This is a genomic window from Rhodanobacter sp. A1T4, from assembly GCF_014207185.1.
In the GTDB taxonomy this organism is placed as follows: domain Bacteria; phylum Pseudomonadota; class Gammaproteobacteria; order Xanthomonadales; family Rhodanobacteraceae; genus Rhodanobacter.
The window spans coordinates 460,422-476,791 of sequence record NZ_JACHCP010000001.1; the positions used below are offsets into that span (position 1 = coordinate 460,422).

The window sequence follows — 16,370 nt, forward strand, 5'->3', positions numbered from 1 at the left end:
TTGCGGGTTGTCGCGGTGCGGCAAATTAACGATAACTTTGCGTATCCGGCCAAAGATCAAAGAACGTCCGCTTTGGTTGCCGCTAGGCGGGAGCCTGGTTCGTCAGCGCGCCAGCAGCTCGTTCAGCACGGCCATACGTACAAACACGCCGTTGCCGACCTGTTCGAGAATGCGCGACTGCGCACCGTCAGCCACGTCGGAAGCAATCTCGATACCACGGTTGATCGGGCCAGGGTGCATCACCAGGCAGCCCTTGGCGGCAAGCGCGAGGCGGCGCTGATCGAGGCCGTAATGGTTGAAGTAGGCGGTTTCGTCCGGCAGATCGATAGCGGCCATGCGCTCTTTCTGCAGGCGCAGGGTAATCACCGCGTCGGCGCCGCGGATCGCCTCGTCGAAATTCTCGACGTAATGAACCTTGGGAAATTCCTCCGCTGACGGCATCAGCGTGGACGGGCCGCACACGCGAATTTCCTTGGTGCCCAGCGCGGTCAGCGCGTGGATGTCCGAACGCGCCACGCGCGAATGCTTGATGTCGCCGCAGATCACCACGATCAGATTTTCGAAATCCGGTCGGTGCTGGCGGATGGTCAAGACGTCGAGCAGACCCTGCGTGGGATGCGCGCGGTTGCCGTCGCCGGCGTTGATCACCGACACGCCGCTCATCGCATGTCCCACCAACTCGTCTGGCGTACCGGACTGCTTGTGGCGCACGATGATCGCATCGAGGTGCATTGCCTCGAGGGTATGCAGGGTGTCGAACAGTTCCTCGCCCTTGCTGGTCGACGAGAAGCCGATATCGAAGTTGACGACGTCTGCACCGAGTCGCCGCGCGGCCAATTCGAACGAAGTGCGCGTACGCGTGGAAGGTTCGAAGAACAGGTTCAGTACCGTGCGACCGGCCAGTACGCTGAGCTTGCGCGTACCGTGGGCACAGGCGTCTCGCAGCGCTTCGGCGCGATCGAGCAGGCGCTCGATGGTGTCGCGCGGCAGGTTTTCCAGCGTGGTGAGGTGGCGCAGACGTGGGCTCATGGCATCGGTTCTGAAAGTGGGGTATGAAGTGCTCAGTGATCGGTGGCAGGCGCTGCTGGGGTTTCAAGCAGCCAGCGTTCCACGATGACAGCGGCGGCCTCGGCATCGATTGTTACAGCATCACGCCGCCGCTTGAGGCCGGCGGCGCGCGCTTCGGCAAACCTTTCGGCAGCGTCCTGCGAACTGTGCCGTTCATCGACAAAGGCGACGGGCAGGCCGTAACGTTTTTGCAGTTGTCCGGCAAAACGGCGGGCGGTGCGACTAGCTGGCTGTTCACCGCCATCGAGGGTCAACGGCAGGCCAACGATCAGGGTGTCCGGCAGCCATTCCTTGTGCAGGGCATCGATGCGTTGCCAATCCGGCTCGCCATCACGCACGGCAATCGTGGTGAGTGCCCGTGCGCTGGCGGTAAAGCGATTGCCGACCGCCACGCCAGTGAGTTTGCTGCCGACATCGAAACCGAGCACACAGCTCATGCGTGGCCCGCGTAGCTGGACAGCTGCCGTGGGTCGACGCCGACCAGCCCGGCGGCGGCGCTCCAGCGATCTTCCAGTGGTGTGTCGAACACGATGCTGCCGCTGGCTTCGGCGGTCAGCCATGCGTTCGCCATCAGTTCCTGCTCCAGCTGGCCGGCGTCCCAGCCGGCGTAGCCGAGCGCCATCACGGCCTGGCTAGGGCCTTCACCGGCGGCCATTGCCACCAGGATGTCGCGCGACGTGGTGACAGACCACTGGGCATTGATGCGGTAGCTCGACTCCCAGTAGCCGTGCTCGCGGTGCAGCACGAAGCCGCGCTCCTGCTGCACCGGCCCGCCGATCAGCACTGGCGCGTCGGCCAGATCACTGTCGAGGCATTCGAGTTTCATCTGTGCCAGCACGTCACCGAAGCGATACTCGGACAACTGATTTACCAGCAGGCCGACGGCCCCATCCTCGTCGTGCTGGCAGAGCAGCGCCACGCCGCGCGAAAACGGCGGATCGGCCAGACTGGGCATGGCGATCAGGAAATGGCCGGTGAGTATGTTGGGTACGACGGTGTTCATGGCACCATTGTAAGCACGTCACACGCGTCGCGCTTCAGCGGGTTTGCAGCACGTTGTTCGGCTGGAACTGCCAGGTGCGGGTGATATTGAGTTCGTCGATCTTTTCGCCGCTTTGCGGTGCCGGTGGGAATGGCGCAGCCAGTCGCACAATCCGTTCAGCTGCGGCATCAAGCAGCTTTTCTCCGGAGCTGTGGATCACGTCAATGCTCTTGATGCTACCGTCAAGATTGAGCACGACGGTAAGCAGCACGTCGCCATGCACGCCACGCCTGCGCGCCTCGTCCGGATAGTTCAGATTGCCGATCCGTTCGACGCGGTCGGACCATCCGCGCATATAGGCGGCGTAAGCGTATTCCTTCGTGCTGGCAGTGAGGAATTTGATCTTGGGGCGCTTGGCGTAGGCTACCTTTTTACGATTCACCTCGGCGGTGAGCTTCGCGATGGCCTGCTCAGTCTGCGCTTCCGTGCTGGTGGCGGCCTGATTCTGCGGGTCGACCTGCTTTTCCGCGGTATCGCTATTCACGTCGAAGTTGCTGGTGCCGCTGGTAGTCACCATCCGGGTTGGCGTGGCATCGGTGGGTTGCGCAATGGCTGCTTCGACCGGAGTCGGCGCCGTGCCTGGGTTCGGCTGCGGAAGCGGGCCGGAAAAAAGATCCGAGGGCCTTGCGGCGCGGTCGTTTTGTCCGCCACCGCTGTTGTTGGCCTGGGCCAGAAAGTCCACTTTGTCCGGTGCTTCCTGATTGGCGACGTTGACCAAGGTAACGTCCAGCGTGGGAAGGCTGGGCTTCAGCTTCGCAAAGTGGAAGGTGATGCCGAGCAAGAGCACCCCGTGCAGCAACAGTGAAAACAGCAGGGTGGCGCTGATCGGGTTGGGTGCTTCGCCGGCCGCTTTTATCGAGACGGTCGGCTTGAGGTGATCCGTTGCAGGTTGACTCACGCGGCGCGATTTCCGGAAACGCGCTGCTCGATGACGTCGAACAGCTGGCCGGCAATATTAAGCCCGAACTGTGCGTCCAGTTCGCGCACGCAAGTCGGTGATGTGACGTTGATCTCGGTCAGGTAATCCCCGATCACGTCCAGGCCGACGAACAGCAGGCCGCGTCGGCGCAGCTCGGGTGCGACCTGGGTCACAATCCAGCGATCGCGTTCGGACAGCGGCAGGCCTTCGCCGCGACCGCCGGCCGCGAGATTGCCGCGAAATTCGTTGCCCTGGGGAATGCGCGCCAGCGCGTACGGCACCGGTTCGCCGTCGATCACCAGGATGCGTTTGTCGCCGGCGGTAATTTCGGGAATGTATTTCTGCGCGATGGTGAGCTGACGGCCTTCACCGTGGGCGCCGCCGGCCAGCAGGGTTTCCAGCATCGAGTTGAGATTGCTGTCGCCGGCCTTGACCCGAAAGATGCCGCGCCCACCCATCCCGTCCAGTGGTTTCAGCACTACCTCGCCATGTTCGGCGGTGAAACGGCGCAGTTCCGTCGCGTCGCGCGCTACCAGCGTCGGCACGATGCACTGCGGAAACTGCAGCGCGAACAGCTTCTCGTTGCAGTCGCGCAACGACTGCGGATCGTTGACGACGGCCACGCCACTGCGCTGGGCGACTTCCAGCACCATGCTGTCGTAGATGAACTGGGCGTCGACCGGTGGATCCTTGCGCATCAGCACCACGTCGATCTCGCGCAGATCCTGCCAATGCGCCTCGCCCAGCGTGTACCAGTTTTTCGGATCGTCGCGCACGCTGAGCGTAGCGATCCGCGCCCACGGCGCGCCATCGCGCAGCGCCAGATCGCCCTGCTCGAAATAATGCAGCGTGTGTCCGCGACGCTGGGCTTCCAGCAGCATGGCCAGACTGGTGTCCTTGGCTACCTTGATCGCGCCGATGGGGTCCATCAGCACGGCGACCGAAAGGGTCATGGCGATTCTCCGTTGTTATTCAAATGCGGTATTCAACCCAGCGCCGGACAAGCTCGCGGCCACGCAGGCCTCTTGAATTCGTCAGATTGACATCATCGGGTGCGATGGTCGTCGAGATGGTCGGCGGCGACAAGCTCGGCTTGGCCGGAGCTGTCGCCATGAGCCCGATGGTGCCAATATAGGTCACGTTGTGCGTGTTGCTTGTTGAGTCTGCGCGATTATTGCTTGACAGTCTTGGCGGGCAGGCGGTACACAACTAAAGCTTATTGAGCGCCGGCGCAGAGCGGGCTTCGCCTGATTTTGTTTCGTGATTTTTTACACGTACGAACGACGGCACACAAGTTGCTTGTCTTCGTGATTGACCTGAGCTCGCGCGGGCCCCAGGGGGAGTAGTGAATTTGAACGTTAGTGCTAATGACTTGACCGGTCTCAAGGTCATGGTGATCGACGACTCAAAAACCATTCGGCGCACAGCGGAAACCTTGCTGACGAAGGAAGGCTGTGACGTGGTGACAGCAGTTGACGGGTTCGAGGCGCTTGCCAAGATCTCCGACCAGAAACCGGCGATCATTTTCGTCGACATCATGATGCCGCGGCTGGATGGTTATCAGACCTGCGCGCTGATCAAGAACAATCCGCAGTTTCGTGCGACGCCCGTGATCATGCTCAGTTCGAAAGACGGCCTGTTCGACAAGGCGCGTGGCCGTATCGTGGGTGCCGAACAATATCTGACCAAGCCGTTCACGCGTGACGAACTGCTTGGTGCCATCCACCGCCATGTCAGCACCGTGCCTGCGAGCCGCTGACTGCAGATTCTGAGGGGAGCCTGTGGCCAATATTCTCATCATCGATGACTCACCGACCGACGTGCGCGTGTTCACCACGCTGCTCGAGCGTGCGGGGCATGAGGTTGTCGCCGTCAACAGTGCTGAAGAAGGCATCGAACGGGCGCGGGCTGATTTGCCCAGCCTGGTCATCATGGACGTGATCATGCCAGGCATGAATGGGTTTCAGGCCACGCGCACGCTGAGCCGCGATCCGATCACGGCGGGCGTGCCGATCGTGATGATCACGACCAAGTCGATGGAAACCGATCGGGTGTGGGGTTTGCGTCAGGGTGCCCGCGCGTTCATCACCAAGCCGGTGAATGAGAAAGAGCTGCTGGCCTGCATCAACGATCTGTTACCGGGTGTGGCATGAACCAGTCCGTCAACCGCACGCCTTTTGAGATTCTGGCCCGCTACGAGCGGCTGTCGCTGGCACACGCCTCTGACACGCAGGACAAGCTGGAAGCGCCTGGGTTGTGGCGCGGCATCGGTTTTCGCGTCGGTTCACGTTTGCTGGTCAGCGGCATCGACGAGATCAACGAGCTGCTGGCCGTACCCACGCTCACGCCGGTGCCGGGTACCCAGCCCTGGTTGCTCGGTGTGGCCAACGTGCGCGGCAATCTGGTGCCGGTAGTCGATTTTGCGCGCTTCCTGTTCGGCGAGCGCACGCAGTACTCCGATCGCACCCGCCTGCTGATCGTGCGCCAGGGCAATGGCAGCGTGGCGCTGCTGGTCGACGAAGTATTCGGCCAGCGCACGGTAGACGAGGAGCAGCGGCGTGACGCTGGGCGCGAGGACGACCCGCGGCTGACGCGCTTCGTCGAAAATCGCGTCGGCGAGCAGCAGTTGGCGATTTTCAGCATGCATCGATTGGTACGCGCACCGGATTTTCGTCAGGCCGCGGCCTGATCATCCGATCGCGCTTTAGACAAGAAGGGCCGGCGCCCATCGTGGCCGGATTTTGGTTAGCAAGTCCCAGGCCGGTACCCGCCCAACAAAGCGGAGCCGATCAGGTCAGGTCAGACGGACGAGGTGAACATGAGCACTACCGGGGGCGTTAGCAGGGAACGGGGTTATGCCGTTTACATTGTCCTGCTTGTGGTTTCGATTGGTTTTGCGGCGCTCGATTTCGGTTTGCTGAACCAGAAGAACAGCGAGGATCGACAGGCCATCGCGCTGACCACACAGATTCAGGTGCTGTCGCAGCAGACGGCAAAATCCGCGCTGGAAGCGGCGAACGGCAATGCCGAGTCCTTCAATGAACTCGCAGCCAATCGCAATTCCATTGATTCGGCAGTGCAGCGTCTGATCAAGGGCGATACGCATACAGATATGCCGGGCTACGACGATAAAAGCACCACATTGACCGGTCGCGCCGTGATCGCGCTGAATGATTCGTGGAAGCAGCTCGACGACGACATCGGCAAGATCCTTTCCAACAAGGCGGTGGTGACCGACTCCGGCGTGCGCGCCAATACGCTGGCGCAGCAGATGCCCTTGCTCAACTCGAGCATGGAGCAGGTGGTCAACATTCTGCAGCAGCACAACGGCAGCTCCGATCAGATGCTCGGCACGTCCCGCCAGATGCTGTCCGGTGACCGAATCATCCGTCGCGTGCAGGAAGTGTTACAGGGTGGCGACAACGCGCAGTCGGCGGCCGATGGCCTGTCCCGCGATGCGCAGTTGTACGGCAACGTATTGAAGGGTCTGCTCGAGGGCAATTCGGAAAGTGGCGTGAAGCCCATTGGCGACGCCAACGCCAAAAAGATCCTCACGGATATGACGGATAGCTGGAACAAGCTGGCCGATCCCGTGGCCAAGCTGGTTGCAGCGGCCGGCAACCTTGCCGACGTGAAGCACGCCGGTAACCAGGCTTCGCTGGATTCGCAGACGGTGCTGTTGCGCGCGAACGATTTGTCCGAGCAGGTCGGCAAGCTGCCGTTGCGCCGCCTGTTCCCGAATGTATGGTGGGGCTTGTTCGGTGCGATCGCCGCGGTGGTTTTCGCCGTCGCGCTGGTTATTACCCTGGTCGGCGATCAGCGCCGCCGCTTCGCCAGCAGTGCCGAGCTCAACCAGCGTAACCAGGAGGCGATCATGCGCCTGCTGGACGAAATGGGTTCGCTCGCCGAGGGCGACCTGACCGTAAAGACCACCGTGTCGGAGGACATCACCGGCGCCATCGCCGACTCGGTGAACTACGCCATCGACGAGCTGCGCTCCCTGGTAACCACCATCAACGAGACCTCCGAGCAGGTGTCGTCGTCGGCGCAGGAAACACAAACCACGGCGCGTCATCTGGCCGACGCCGCCGAACAACAGGCGCAGCAGATCAGCTCGGCGACCTCGGCGATCAACCAGATCGTGAGCTCGATGGACATCGTGTCGAAGGATTCTGCCGAGTCGGCCGACGTGGCCGAGCGCTCGGTGAAGATCGCTTCGCACGGCGCCGAAGTGGTGCGCGAAACGATCTCCGGCATGGACTCGATTCGCGACCAGATCCAGGAAACATCCAAGCGCATCAAGCGGCTGGGCGAATCCTCGCAGGAGATCGGCTCGATCGTGGAACTGATCAACGACATTGCCGAGCAGACCAACATCCTGGCGCTGAATGCCGCCATCCAGGCAGCCTCGGCCGGTGAGGCCGGTCGCGGTTTCGCGGTGGTGGCGGACGAAGTGCAGCGACTGGCCGAACGCTCGACCAGTGCGACCAAACGTATCGAAACGCTGGTGCAGACGATTCAGTCCGATACCAACGAAGCGGTGAACTCGATGGAGCAGACCACCGCCGAGGTGGTCGCCGGTGCGCGCCTGGCGGAGGATGCCGGTAGCGCGCTGGGCGATATCGAGCGCGTTTCGCACGATTTGTCGGCGCTGATTCAGAGCATCTCCACCGCGGCACGCGCGCAGTCGGCGGCGGCAACGGATGTCTCGGTGTCAATGAACGCGATTCAGGAAATTACTTCGCAGACCTCGCAGGGCGCGAGCCAGACGGCCGACTCGATCGGTACGTTGGCGCAGCTGGCGAGTGACCTGCGCCGCTCGGTGGCGCATTTCAAGTTGCCGGGTTGATTGAACTATCCGTCGGGCTGATGGCAGACCGATGAATACAAGCACAAGACGGGGGGCATTCTCGTTGGTTGCGTAACGTGCTGTTGGGCAATCGTCGAGAGAGGCACATGAGACTTCAAGACCACATCGATTTCACCACGCTGCAGTGGGTCAAGCCGGAGCTCGACGAAACCTTGTCGACCGCCCGCGAGGCCTTGGCAACGTACGTTGAGCATCCGACCAATCGCGATGCCATGCGTTCGTGCGCCGAGCATCTGCATCAAGTGCGCGGCACCCTGCAGATGGTCGAGTTGTACGGCGCAGCCCAGATCACCGCGGAGATGGAGACGCTGGCTGGCGCGCTACTTCAGGATCAAATAACTCACCGTGAGGAAGCATACGCGTCGTTGATGCGAGGCCTGATGCAGCTGCCCGATTATCTCGAGCGGTTGTCCAGCGGTCATCGCGATGTACCAGTGGTGTTGCTGCCGCTGTTGAACGATCTGCGCGCCAGTCGCGAGCAGCCGCCGCTGACCGAGTCGGCGATGTTCCATCCCAACCTCGATGCGTTCCTGCCCGAGCAGGCGCCAGCGGCGATGAGCGAGACGTATGCCGAAGCGCATCGTGGCGAGCTGGTGGATCTGCGCCTGCGCTTTCAGCAGCAGCTGCTCAGCTGGTTTCGTGGTCAGGATGCCGAGCATCAGCTGGTTGGCATGCGCACCACGTTGCTCGCCATTGCATCGCGCTGCTATCACGTTCACGGTCGCCGCCTGTGGTGGATTTCCGCCGGTGTGCTGGAAGGCCTTGAGCAAGGCATGCTGAAAAGCTTTGCCGGCGAAATACGTCAGTTGATCGGCAAGGTGGATCGCAGCATTCGCCAGCTCATCGAGCAAGGTGAAATCAGCCTTCGCGGCGGTGACGCCGACGATGTCGCCTGCAAGATGCTCTACATCGTGGCGCAGGCCAAAGAGCGCAGTCCGCAGATGGAGCTGTTGCGCAGCACTTATGCGCTCGACAGCCTGTTGCCGGATGCCGCCGAACTGGAGCACGCTCGCGGTTCGATGGCGGGTCACAACCGTGCGCTGCTCGATTCGGTATCGCGCGCCATCAAGGACGACCTGCTACGCGTCAAGGAGGCGCTCGATCTGTTCCTGCGCCAGGAGGGTGCCGATCCGTCGCAGCTGGCCTCGCAGAGTGAAATGCTCGAGCGCGTCGGTGACACATTGGGCATGCTGGCGCTGAACGTGCCACGCAGGGTCATCATCGAACAGCGTCGAGTGCTCGACGAAATCGCCAACCGCATGCGTCAGCCGGACGAAGAAACCCTGCTGGACGTCGCTGGTGCGCTGCTGTACGTCGAGTCGTCGCTGGACGACCATATCGAAAGCCTGGGTTCCGAAGAGGAAGCGGAAACTGGCGAAGCGGCGCATGGTCTGCCGCGCAGCGAGGCGCTCGGTGTGGTTACCGCGCTGATGCAAGAAGCGATCACCAATACCGGCAACGTCAAGAACGCAATCATCGCCTTCGTCGAATCGGGTTGGGAGCACAGCCATCTGGTCGTTGCTCCGGCCTTGATGGGCGAGGTTGCCGGTGCACTGCGGATGCTTTCCGCACCACGCCCGGCAGAGCTGGCCGAAGGCGTCGGCCGTTTCGTCGCCGAAGAACTGCTGATCGATCGGCGCGTGCCATCCGGCGTGCAGATGGATCACCTCGCTGACGCGCTGGCGGCGCTCGAGTACTACCTCGAGGCCGCGCGAGAACACCGTGGCGGTCTGGAACACATTCTCGATGTGGCCGAGCACAGCCTGGGCTTGCTCGGCTACTGGCCGCTGCCTGTCGCGCGGGAGTTGCCGGCACCATCGGTTATCGAGCCGGCGTCTAATAGCGCCGAGCACGATGCCGGGCTCGCCAACGAGGGTCTGGAGCACAAGGGCTTCGTGCATGAGACGCACCCCGAGCTGACCGAATCGGTCAGCATGTTACCGGGCGACGATCTGGCGCACCTGTTTATCGGTGAGAGCGAACAGCAAACGGCCACGGTACATAACATCGACGGCATGCGGCTGGCAGAAACCGAAACCACGGCTCCGCCCGTGTCCGAGAATCTCGGATCAGATGATCCGGACAACGACTGGATCGAGATCGAGGAAGAGGAATTCGAAGAGGTGCCGGTACGCGACGCGCTGGCAGCCAACACCGCCTTCAATCTCAACGCGGAAGGTATCGACGACGATATCCGCGAGATCTTCCTGGAGGAAATGCAGGAAGAAATCGACAGTCTGCGCAACGGCGAGAAAGTCTGGCTGGCTGATCCTGCCCAGCTTTCCTCGCTGATCACGCTGCGTCGTTCCTTCCACACGCTGAAGGGTTCGGGTCGACTGGTCGGTGCCGGTGTGCTCGGCGAGTTCGCCTGGAAAGTGGAGGACATGCTCAACCGTGTACTCGACAGCACCATCGAGCCGCACGAAGGCGTGCAGGCCGTGGTTCACCATGCGATCGCCGCGTTGCCGGAACTGCTTGCCGCGCTGAAAGGTGAAGGCACGCCGACAGCGCCGTTGGGCGCGATCATGCAGGCCGCCGAAGAAGTGGCCAATGGTCAGCACACCCGAGTGGAAGATCATCTGTCGACGGCCACGGAAATGGTTCGTCGCGTTGTGGTTCGACGTATTCCCCGATCGCAGATCGCGGCGGATGCCGTGCCGGAAGCCAGCCTCACCGACAGTCATACCGCGGCGGTTAACCTGGCGGCGTTTGAGCCGGAGTCGCCGTCCGAATCGGTGCTGGCCATGCCGGTGATGCCGCCGGTCGATCCGGTGCTGCTCGAAATCCTGCGTAGCGAAGTCGCGCAGTATCTGCATACGATTCGTGCTGCCATTCAGCGCAGCGATATCGAGTTGCCGATCAGCGAAGATCTTCTGCGTGCCGTACACACGCTGCACGGCGCGATCGCGATGGTCGACATTCCACTGCTGACCCAACTGCTGTCCCCGCTGGAAAGTCTGTTCAAGCGTCTGCGTGCCTTGAACATCGCGCTGTCGTCCGACGGTGTGCGCATGCTCGAGCAATCGGTCGATCTGGTCGATCACGTGATGGACCAGTTCGATGCCATCCAGCCACGCCTGCCCAACGCCGATGCGCTCACCGCGCAGATCACGGCGTTGCGTGACCGCTATCCGGAGTCGCAGGTCGCGCACGTTGTTTACGAGCGGCAGGCCGATGAGGAACCGGATGCCTCTGAAGTCGATACAACAAACGATCAGGCAACAGACGATCGGGTCAAGGCCGATGTCGTATCGGAATCGGCGCACGCTGATACATCGATCAACGATGCTGAGTTCGATGCAACATCTGAGGCAGAAGCTCCGGCAGAAGTTCACCCCGACGATGCGCACCACGCAGCGCTCGCAGCAGAGATGGTCGCTGCGCTGGGTGCATTCGAACCGGAAGTGGCTGCCGCTGAACGTGCCGCCGCCGAACAGCTGATTGCCGAAAAGGCCGCCGCAGAAAGGGTCGCTGCGGAGCAGCTTGCGGCCGAACAAGCGGCCGCCGAGCAGGCAGTCATCGATAAACTCGCGGCCGAGCACGCCGCCGAACTGGCAGCGCAGCAGGCGGCTGATGAGATTGCTGCCGAACTCCTGGCTTCCGAAAAGCTCGATGCCGAGAAGCGTGCCGCCGAACAGGCAGCTCTTACGAATCAGACCACAGATGCCACTACCGAGCATGCCGCTGCCGAACATGTTGAGGGTAGTCCGGCATCCGATGAGTCCGCAGTAGCCCAGGACGACGTTTATGCACTGGCTGGATCCGGCTATATCGACGCCGATCTGCTGGAAGTGTTTATCGATGAGGCGCGCGAAATTCTTGATCACGCCGACGGTGTGATGGCGCAGTGGCACGATGCCCCGACCGAGCTGTCGTACGTGCCCGAGTTGCAGCGCGATCTGCATACGCTCAAGGGTGGCGCGCGAATCGCCGGCCTGATGGGCGTGGGTGATCTTACCCATGCGGTGGAAACCCTGCTCGAAAAGCCCATTCGCGATCCGGCCAAGACGGGTCCGCTGATCGCAGCACTGGAAGCCAGCTTCGATCAGTTACACAAACAGGTGCAGTCGGTCTCGCTGGGCCAGGCCATCGACTATCCGCAGGGCATGATCGATCAGTTGCTGGCCCTGGCCGGTGAAACGAATCTTGCCGACGATGCCATATCGATTGCCGATGCCGCGCCGCATGCAAGAACAGCCAGCGCGTTGGTGCTTCCGGCGACACCTGTCGCAGCCGTCATTCCACAGGATCTGCCCGAGCTTCCCGATCTGTTGCCGGAAATGGAAGAAGAGGTTCGCTCGTCGCAGGAACAGATCCGCGTTCGCGCCGACCTGCTCGACAGCCTCGTCAACCACGCCGGCGAAGTGGCGATCTACCGTTCGCGTCTGGAGCAGCAGGTTGCCGGCTACCGCTTCAACTTGGTCGAGTTGGAACAGACCGTCTCCCGTCTGCGCAGCCAGCTGCGCATGCTGGAAATCGAGACCGAGGCGCAGATCATCGCGCGCTTCCAGCGTGAACATCGCGAAGCGGGCCTCACCGTGTTCGATCCGCTCGAGCTCGATCGTTACTCGCAGTTGCAGCAGTACTCGCGTGCACTGGCGGAGTCGGTCTCCGATCTGGTGTCCATTCAGACCTTGCTTGATGAACTCACGCGTCAGGCCGAAACTCTGCTGATCCAGCAGTCGCGCGTCAGTACCGAGTTGCAGGACGGTCTGCTGCGCACGCGCATGCTGCCGTTCGACACGATGGTACCGAACCTTCGCCGTACCCTGCGTCAGGCTGCACAGGAAGACGGCAAGAGTGCGCAGCTCTATGTCGACGGCGCGCACGGTGAAATGGATCGCAACCTGCTCGATCGCATCAAGGCGCCGTTCGAACACATGCTGCGCAACGCCATTGCGCACGGCATCGAGTCGCCTGATGAACGCCGCAAGGCGGGCAAGCCGAACGAAGGCGCCGTGCATATCCGGGTCGCGCGCGAAGCCACTGAGGTTGTGATCCGCGTCAGCGATGACGGTCGCGGCCTTGATCGCGAGGCCATTCTCAAGCGTGGTATTGAACGCGGGCTGTTGCGTGCCGACACCAAGCCGACCGACAACCAACTGCTTTCGCTGATCACCCAGCCAGGTTTCTCCACTGCGAGCACCGTGACCCAGTTGGCTGGCCGCGGCGTCGGCATGGACGTGGTTGCCAACGAGATCAAGCAGCTCGGTGGGTCGCTGTCGATCGAATCCGAAACGGGTAAAGGCAGCGTGTTTGTGCTGCGCCTGCCATTCACTCTCGCGGTGACCCAGGCCATTCTCGTGCGCATCGGTGAGGCGACCTTCGCGATTCCGATGACGTCCGTCCAAGGTGTGGCACGGGTCAGTCCTGACGACCTGGCCGTGCGGCTTGCCGAGGACGAACCGACGTTCCAGTACGGTAACGAGGAATACGGCATCCACGATCTGGCCGAACTGCTGGGCTTGCCGCCCGGTCTGCCGGCCGAAGGCGAACAGCAGCCGCTGCTGCTGACCCGCGCTGGCGATCTGCGCGCGGCGATCCGTATCGACGCGGTGCTCGGTTCGCGCGAAATCGTGGTGAAGTCGGTCGGCCCGCAGATCAGTTCGGTCCCCGGTCTGCTCGGCGCCACCATCATGGGCGATGGCTCGGTGTTGATCATTCTTGATCTTGCTCCGCTGGTCCGCCATGGCATCACACGTCGTCAGCATCGTCTGGCTGATGGGCTCAGTGCCGTGCAAGCGCCGGTGATCGAGGAAGTGCGGGTGCGGCCGCTGGTGATGGTGGTCGATGATTCGATCACCATGCGCAAGGTCACCAGCCGTGTGCTGGAGCGCCACGAATACGACGTCAGTACAGCCAAGGACGGTGTCGATGCAGTGGAAAAACTGCACGAACGCGTGCCGGATCTGATGCTGCTCGATATCGAAATGCCGCGTATGGACGGCTACGAGCTCGCCATACACATGAAGGCCGATCCGCGACTGCGCGATGTGCCAATCATCATGATCACTTCGCGCAGCGGCGATAAACATCGTCAGCGAGCTTTCGATATCGGCGTCGACCGTTATTTGGGCAAGCCCTATCAGGAGGCCGAGCTATTGGTGCAGATCAGTGAGGTGCTTGAGCAGCGTGTCGGAGCCGAGTCATGAGCCATGCCGCGCCGGCGGTTGCACTGCTGTTTGATGATGTCGAGCTGGGCGCGCAGCTGCGTGACGCTCTGAACGAGCGCGGTGCGCGCATTGTGCACGAGGGCGGTATGTCCACGCTCACGCGCGAGCTGCTGGAGAAAGTAGGCGCCCAGGTGCTGGTCGTGAACCTGGACGATTCGGCCGACGATGCGCTCGACCATCTTTACGAAGTAATCGATGGCGACACCCCTCGCGTGGTTTTCAACGATGCTCAGGCCAGTCGCGAACTGAGTGGCTGGGATCGTGCCCGCTGGGCTCGTCATCTCGCGGTCAAGGTGCTGGAGATGGGCGATATTGATCCGCCGCGTCCCGAGCATGCCCGCGGTGTCGAGGTGGTGACCAGCGAGACACTCGAGGCGCTTATTGCTGATGCTGTTTCCGCACCATCGTCGGAGCCGGAAGTTGCAGCAGAAGCCAATACTCCCGCTGCTGAAAGTCAGACGTCGGAAAGCCAGATTTCATCACTGATTCTGGAGTCGCCATCGTTCGAGTCCGAGCGGTCGGTGCAGGCCCCTACCGAAGAACAGCACGTGCAGGCGGCGAGTGAGGAGTCGGAAAATCTCGCGGCTGAACTGGAAGCGTTGCTGGCATCGGGCGACCTGTCGGATGAGGACGAGGCACCGACCGGTTCGGGTCTGCGTTTCACCGGCGACGAGGATTTGCCGCCTCTGCATGATGGCCATTTTGGCCTGCCAGCAGGCGAGGAAATCGAAACTGACAAGTCCGAGTTGTCGGGAGCTGCACACGCTGTCGCCGCGGTTGCAAGGGCAGAGAATGATGCAGGTCCGATCAGCGTGACACCGCCTGTTTTCCAGCTTGACCATCTGGAGCTGGCACCTCGCACTGATACATTGGTGGCAACGATCCATGCCGCCGCTGCGGAGCAGATTCCGGTCGATGCCCTCGTGGCCAGCACTGTGCGTGTATCGGACAGTTGGGCGTTGCTGGACGAAGACGAAGCAGCCATCCCCGCAAGCGTTTCGGCTGAAAAGTCTGCTGCGGAAGACTTCGGTATCCATAAGGTAAGTGCTGCCGATTTTCTGGCGCCAGAGGCTGACGAGGGCGAGCCGGACGACGAGCTGGTAATGAATCTTCAGCTTCTTTCGATGGAAGAGGCCATCGCGCCAAAGACCTATGAAGACCCTGAAGAGGTTCGGGCCAATAGCCTGGGCCAGATCGTGTTGCTCGGTGCCGCTGCCGGAAGCAGCGAGTCCGTCTGCGGCTTTTTGGCAGCGTTGCCGGCAATGACCAAGCTGGCTTTCGTGCATACCCAGCATCTCGGTGAAACGCCGGTCGATACCCTGGTGGAAACGCTTGCAGCGCATTCTGTGTTGCCAGTGCGGGTTGCCAAGCACGGCAGCCGTGCGCGCGTTGGCGAAGTACTGGTCGTACCGGCCGGGCAGCAGTTGCTGCTTGTTCGCGACGGCAGCGTCGAGCTTATGCCCAGCGGTGCCAATGCATCACATGGGCCATCCATCGATGCCAGTTTCAGCATGGCGGCCAATGTGTTCGGTCGCGATGCGTTGGCCATCGTGTTTTCCGGACGCGGTACCGATGCCGTCGCTGGATCGCAAGCGGTACACGATCGTGGCGGCAAGGTTTGGGTTGAGTCGTCGGCCGGTGAGCATTACGCCGATATGGTCAGTGGCATATCTGCCGAACGGTTAGTCAGTTTTTCCGGTACGCCCCATGAGTTGGCGGCGCATCTGATCGAGGTGTTTCCATGAGTGATGAGCCGTTACCGCGTGAAATCCGCTGCGTCCTGGTGCCGGTAAGCAACTTGCGTCTGCTGTTGCCCAACGCCACCGTCGCTGAAGTGATCACCTACAGCAAACCCGAACCGGTGACCGCTGCGCCGGAGTGGTTGCTGGGCCGCATCGCCTGGCGCGGCTGGCGCGTGCCGCTGGTGTCGTTCGCACAGTTGACCGGTAGCGAAGCTGGTGATGGCGAATCCAGTGTCCGCGTGGCGGTGCTCAAGGCGCTGGGTGGCAATCCCAAGCTCCCGTTTATCGCGATGCTGACACAGGGCTTTCCGCGCCTGACCACGTTGAACGCCGAACTGATCATTCCCACCCACGACGGCAGCCCGCTGCCGCCTGGGGTTCGAGCGCAGGTACTGGTGCGCGACGACGTCGCGATGATTCCCGATCTGGAGTGGATAGAAGCCGAGCTACTGGGTCTGCTCGACGATGCCGATCTGACGGAAGCGCCTGTGCCGCATGACGCGACGGAGTGGTCGGGTACAGGCGGCTGAAAAGCAGAGCTTTTCCTCTTGCAAAG

General features: G+C 61.8%; 12 protein-coding genes. 7 read left to right on the top strand and 5 right to left on the bottom strand.

Features of this window, described 5'->3' with window-relative positions; genetic code table 11:
• Positions 1 to 102: 102 nt before the first annotated feature.
• From HDE80_RS02080 to gshB, 5 genes are read right to left on the bottom strand one after another with little or no spacing between them, the layout of a single operon-like run.
• Positions 103 to 1,029, bottom strand: coding sequence for an aspartate carbamoyltransferase catalytic subunit (locus HDE80_RS02080; protein ID WP_184667383.1), 927 nt, complete (start codon positions 1,027 to 1,029; stop codon positions 103 to 105).
• Between the two features lie 32 nt (positions 1,030 to 1,061).
• Entirely contained in the window at positions 1,062 to 1,505 is a 444-nt protein-coding gene (gene ruvX, locus HDE80_RS02085) for a Holliday junction resolvase RuvX (RefSeq protein ID WP_184667385.1), read from the bottom strand.
• A complete protein-coding gene (locus HDE80_RS02090) occupies positions 1,502 to 2,071 on the bottom strand; it encodes a YqgE/AlgH family protein (RefSeq protein ID WP_184667387.1) in 570 nt (189 codons plus the stop codon). Before HDE80_RS02090 ends, ruvX begins: the two co-directional genes overlap by 4 nt.
• A 34-nt stretch (positions 2,072 to 2,105) precedes the next feature.
• Complete coding sequence (locus HDE80_RS02095) at positions 2,106 to 2,966, bottom strand: energy transducer TonB (RefSeq protein WP_345776404.1); 861 nt, start codon at positions 2,964 to 2,966, stop codon at positions 2,106 to 2,108.
• Positions 2,967 to 3,004: 38 nt separating this feature from the next.
• A complete protein-coding gene (gene gshB / locus HDE80_RS02100; RefSeq protein ID WP_184667389.1) occupies positions 3,005 to 3,982 on the bottom strand; it encodes a glutathione synthase in 978 nt (325 codons plus the stop codon).
• A gap of 392 nt (positions 3,983 to 4,374) precedes the next feature.
• On the opposite strand from gshB, the gene pilG reads away from it, so the two are divergent.
• From pilG to HDE80_RS02135, 7 genes are all read left to right on the top strand, one after another.
• Positions 4,375 to 4,788, top strand: coding sequence for a twitching motility response regulator PilG (gene pilG / locus HDE80_RS02105; RefSeq protein ID WP_343205934.1), 414 nt, complete (start codon positions 4,375 to 4,377; stop codon positions 4,786 to 4,788).
• A gap of 22 nt (positions 4,789 to 4,810) precedes the next feature.
• Complete coding sequence (locus HDE80_RS02110) at positions 4,811 to 5,182, top strand: response regulator (protein WP_184601579.1); 372 nt, start codon at positions 4,811 to 4,813, stop codon at positions 5,180 to 5,182.
• Positions 5,179 to 5,718, top strand: coding sequence for a chemotaxis protein CheW (locus HDE80_RS02115; protein WP_184667391.1), 540 nt, complete (start codon positions 5,179 to 5,181; stop codon positions 5,716 to 5,718). Before HDE80_RS02110 ends, HDE80_RS02115 begins: the two co-directional genes overlap by 4 nt.
• A 129-nt stretch (positions 5,719 to 5,847) precedes the next feature.
• Positions 5,848 to 7,878, top strand: coding sequence for a methyl-accepting chemotaxis protein (locus HDE80_RS02120; RefSeq protein WP_184601577.1), 2,031 nt, complete (start codon positions 5,848 to 5,850; stop codon positions 7,876 to 7,878).
• A 107-nt stretch (positions 7,879 to 7,985) separates the two neighbouring features.
• Positions 7,986 to 14,051: an Hpt domain-containing protein gene (locus HDE80_RS02125; RefSeq protein ID WP_184667393.1), complete on the top strand. Its 6,066-nt coding sequence runs from the start codon at positions 7,986 to 7,988 to the stop codon at positions 14,049 to 14,051.
• Positions 14,048 to 15,817, top strand: a complete 1,770-nt coding sequence (locus tag HDE80_RS02130) for a chemotaxis protein CheB (protein WP_184667394.1) — start codon at positions 14,048 to 14,050, stop codon at positions 15,815 to 15,817. Before HDE80_RS02125 ends, HDE80_RS02130 begins: the two co-directional genes overlap by 4 nt.
• Entirely contained in the window at positions 15,814 to 16,344 is a 531-nt protein-coding gene (locus HDE80_RS02135) for a chemotaxis protein CheW (RefSeq protein ID WP_184667396.1), read from the top strand. Before HDE80_RS02130 ends, HDE80_RS02135 begins: the two co-directional genes overlap by 4 nt.
• Positions 16,345 to 16,370: the final 26 nt, after the last annotated feature.

Bases quoted from the DNA above. Each gene is read 5' to 3' on its own strand.
- HDE80_RS02080 (WP_184667383.1), bottom strand. From the start codon at position 1,029: ATGAGCCCACGTCTGCGCCACCTCACCACGCTGGAAAACCTGCCGCGC.
- ruvX (WP_184667385.1), bottom strand. From the start codon at position 1,505: ATGAGCTGTGTGCTCGGTTTCGATGTCGGCAGCAAACTCACTGGCGTG.
- HDE80_RS02090 (WP_184667387.1), bottom strand. From the start codon at position 2,071: ATGAACACCGTCGTACCCAACATACTCACCGGCCATTTCCTGATCGCC.
- gshB (WP_184667389.1), bottom strand. From the start codon at position 3,982: ATGACCCTTTCGGTCGCCGTGCTGATGGACCCCATCGGCGCGATCAAG.
- HDE80_RS02115 (WP_184667391.1), top strand. From the start codon at position 5,179: ATGAACCAGTCCGTCAACCGCACGCCTTTTGAGATTCTGGCCCGCTAC.
- HDE80_RS02120 (WP_184601577.1), top strand. From the start codon at position 5,848: ATGAGCACTACCGGGGGCGTTAGCAGGGAACGGGGTTATGCCGTTTAC.
- HDE80_RS02125 (WP_184667393.1), top strand. From the start codon at position 7,986: ATGAGACTTCAAGACCACATCGATTTCACCACGCTGCAGTGGGTCAAG.
- HDE80_RS02130 (WP_184667394.1), top strand. From the start codon at position 14,048: ATGAGCCATGCCGCGCCGGCGGTTGCACTGCTGTTTGATGATGTCGAG.
- HDE80_RS02135 (WP_184667396.1), top strand. From the start codon at position 15,814: ATGAGTGATGAGCCGTTACCGCGTGAAATCCGCTGCGTCCTGGTGCCG.